Origin of the sequence: Actinomadura rubrisoli (assembly GCF_004349215.1) — a bacterium.
Lineage (GTDB): Bacteria > Actinomycetota > Actinomycetes > Streptosporangiales > Streptosporangiaceae > Spirillospora > Spirillospora rubrisoli.
Window position 1 is genome coordinate 1 of the sequence record NZ_SMKU01000561.1, and the last position, 3,459, is coordinate 3,459.

At 77.1% G+C, this 3,459-nt stretch carries 2 protein-coding genes; one reads left to right on the forward strand and one right to left on the reverse strand.

Annotated elements, in window-relative coordinates:
- Positions 1-102: 102 nt before the first annotated feature.
- Positions 103-1,326 carry a YVTN family beta-propeller repeat protein gene (locus E1298_RS45290; protein ID WP_131903545.1) on the forward strand — a complete coding sequence of 408 codons (1,224 nt, stop codon included), beginning with the start codon at positions 103-105 and terminating at the stop codon, positions 1,324-1,326.
- A 32-nt stretch (positions 1,327-1,358) separates the two neighbouring features.
- Here the strand turns inward: E1298_RS45290 and E1298_RS45295 are convergent.
- Positions 1,359-3,459: AfsR/SARP family transcriptional regulator (locus E1298_RS45295; protein ID WP_131903546.1), on the reverse strand; the 2,101-nt coding region annotated here is incomplete at its 5' end.

Genomic DNA, 3,459 nt, shown 5'->3' on the forward strand with positions numbered 1-3,459 from the left:
GCCCCCTCGCCCGCCCGGCCATTGCGACCACGTTTCGCAATGGAGCGGACACGCGGAGTCGTCTCTCGGTACAGTCCCCGCCGTGATGGGGGGAGACCGTTCATGGCACCTCACGGACGACGATCACGGACCTCGGCGGTCCCGCTCGCCGCGTCCCTCGCCCTGACGGGGGGCGTAATGGCCGGGTGCGAGTCGCCCGTCCCGTTCTACCGTCCCGGAAAGGGACCGCCCAACGCGCCGGTGGTCGGGCTCGGCGGGCCCGCGCCCTACTTCCGGCCCGGCCCGCCCGCGACGGACGGCGCGCCCGAGGGCTCCCGGGATCCGGACGCCCCGGGACCGGGCCCCGCCGGCGGGCCGGTGTACGCGGCCACCGGGCCCGGCATGATCGCCCCCTCGGCGCGCGGCATGCCCGCCCGGCTGTACGTCGCGAACGGCCGGGTCGTCGACGTCCTCGACCCGCGCACGCTCCGGGTCGTCCGCCGCATCGGCGCCGGCCGGGCCGCCTCGCGCGTCGTCCCGTCCTGGGACCTGCGGCGGCTGTGGGCCGCCGACGCCGAGCACGGCACGCTGGTGCCGGTGGGGCCGCGCAGCGGCAGGCTCGGCCGCCCGCTGCGGGTCGCCGATCCGGCCAGGCTCTACTTCACGCCGGACGGGCGGGACGCCCTCGTCCTGTCCGGCCGGGCGCGCCGCGTCGAGATCCGCGACCCGCGCACGATGCTGACCCGCGCGTCGGTCCCGCTGCCCTGCGCGGCCGGGCACGCCGACTTCACCCTCGACGGATCGTCCCTGGTGGTGAGCTGCACCGCCGCCGGACGTCTCGTCCGCGTGGACGTCGCGGCCCGTCGCGTCGCCGGGACGATCCGGCTGCCGGACGGAGCGCACCCCGAGGACCTGCGGCTGTCGCCCGACGGCACCGCGTTCTTCGTGGCCGACGCGGCCAGGGGCGGCGTGTGGCACGTGGACGCGCGCCGGTTCGCCCGGCCCGGGTTCGTCCGCACCGCGCCCGGCGCGCGGGGCCTCGCCATCAGCCGGGACGCGCGCAGGCTGTTCGTCCTCGGCGCCGGCACCCTGTCCGCGGTCGCGTTCGACGCCCGCCGCGTCACGGCCCGCTGGCCGCTGCCCCGCGGCGGCTCCCCGGTGCCGGGCGGCGTGTCGTCCGACGGGACGGCCCTGTGGCTGGCCGACCCCACCGGAATGGTGTACGCCGTGTCCACCCGCAGCGGACGCGTCATGCGCCAGGTACGGGTAGGCGGCCGCCCCGCCGGCCTGACCGTCCACCCCCAACCAGGCCGCTACTCCCTAGGCGGCACCGGCCTCTACCGCTGACCCCCGCCCACCGCGCAACGCGAGACGAATGGTTACCTCGTGCCTACACGGTGCCATTCGGGGAGGAGTTCTTCTACCAGGGCTTCGGTTTCCGGTTGGAGCTGGTCGAGGAGCGGGTCGTGGCCGACGCGGCCGCGGAGCTCGTCCACGACGATCCGGACCTGGGCGAGGTCGCCGGTGGCGTGGGTGGCGCGGAGCAGGTCGCGCCACAGGCCCTCGTCCTCGGGGGCGAGGCGCAGCCCGGCGCGCGCGGCGCCGACCGCACCGCGGGGGTCGCCCTCGTCCAGGCGGAGCACCACGAGCCGGTGCGCGACGTCGACGACCCGCGCCGACGCCTCGTACTCCAGGTCGTGCGAGGCGAGCCAGGCGTACCGGCCGCGCGGGCGGTCGGCCAGCAGCGGGCCGCGCACGAGGTCCAGCGCGTACGACATGTAGGCGGTCTCGGACGCGGGCTCGGCCGCCGACCGCCACACCAGCCAGCGGAACACCGCCAGGTCGACCCGCACCTCCGAGCCGAGCCGGATCCGGCCGCGGTCGTCGTAGTAGAGGTTGGGGCGGCCCCGGGCGTCCCGGCCGAGCCAGTCCGAGACGCGGGCCACACACGCGTCGCGAACGCCCGTGCTCACCCCGCGCGGCCAGATCGCGCCGCTCAGGACGGTCGGGTGGACGCCGTTCGGATGCGCCGCCAGGTAGACCAGCACCTCGGTGCACAGGGCGCGGCGGCTTTCGTCCATCGGGCCGGGCGCCTCGACCTCGATCGGGCCGAGCAGCCGGATGTCGGCCGACGACTGGCCCGCGGACGGCGGCTCGGGGCCTGCGGCGGGCTCGGGCAGCGGCAGGGAGTCGAGCCGGCCCGCCGTCCTGAACAGCTCGAACACGCCGTGGTAGTGCTCGTCCGGGACGAGCTGCGCGTCGACCTGGAAGCCGAGGACCCCGGCCTGGAGGCGACCGCCGGCGTCGACGTCCCACGTCCAGGTGGCGCCCTGCACCTCACCCGCGACGATGTAGCCCGCCGCCATCCGGGTGCCGGTGCGGGCGAGTGCGACCAGCCGGTCGGCCTCCCGCTCGGACGGGGCGTCCGCCATGATCAGGTAGTGCGGCATCCACGCCTCGCCGAACACGCCGCGGCACCGTCCGGTGAGGACGGAGTCGACGCCCGAGGCGGCGAGCGCCTGCCGGACCTCCTCGCCGCGCCCTTCCAGCTCCGGCAGCGCGTCCGCGAGCGTCGGGACGGCCCGGATCCGGTCGGGCGCGATCTCCGCGAGGCCCTCGCCGAACTCCATCCCGAACCCGACCAGCGTGATCCGCATGTGGTCGGACCAGCGGTTGGTGGCCAGCTCCATCGCTATCGCGGCGAGCGCCGCACGGCGGGTGTCCTCGGGGCCGCGCAGGGCGATCAGGCCGTGCGCGGCCTCCAGGTCGACCAGGATCCGGCCGTTGTCGTTGGTGCCGATGGAGACCAGGCCGGGGTAGGGGGCGAGGACGTCGCCGAGCTCGGACGCCTCGATGCCGGTCAGCGCGTCCGCCCGCAGCCGCCACACCTGGCCGTCGTCGAACGCCTGCCAGGGCGCGGGCGGGGTCCGGTCGGCGGGCGCGATCCACAGGTCGAGGCTGCCGCGGCCGAGGTGCACCCCGTACACGGTGGGCAGGGCCCGGCCCCCGGCGGCCATGGACTTCGACAGGTGCCGCAGCCCGAGGTCGAGCAGCCGGGCCGCCTCGTCGTCGGCGCCGAACCGCAGCGCCCGCTCGGTCTCGGCCGCCGCGCCGTCCGGCCGGACGATCATGTGCCCGAACGCGCGGTTCCACATCTGGAGGCGACGGCGGCGGCCCAGCACGCTGAGCAGCCCGGCGGCGAGCAGCGACGCCGCCGCGAGGCCCTGCGGCCATTCGAGGTCGAACGAGGAGGCGTGCTCGTAGGCGGCGTTCTGCCCGGGCAGGGACGCGCCGCCGGACTCCGCGCCGCCGTCCATCTCGCTCGACGGCCCGTCCGCCCCGCCGTGCGCGGGCGGATGCGAGGCGGGCGCCTCGGAGCGGTGCGGCGCGGGCTTCTGGGTCGGCGGGGCATGCGTCGGCCGCGGGTCCGGGGACTGCGGCGCGGGGGCCTGGGGCGCGGAGGCCCGCGGAGCGGGGGCC

What these genes read in the sequence shown, in the direction of transcription:
- E1298_RS45290 (WP_131903545.1), top strand. Translation starts at nt 103, where the DNA reads ATGGCACCTCACGGACGACGATCACGGACCTCGGCGGTCCCGCTCGCC.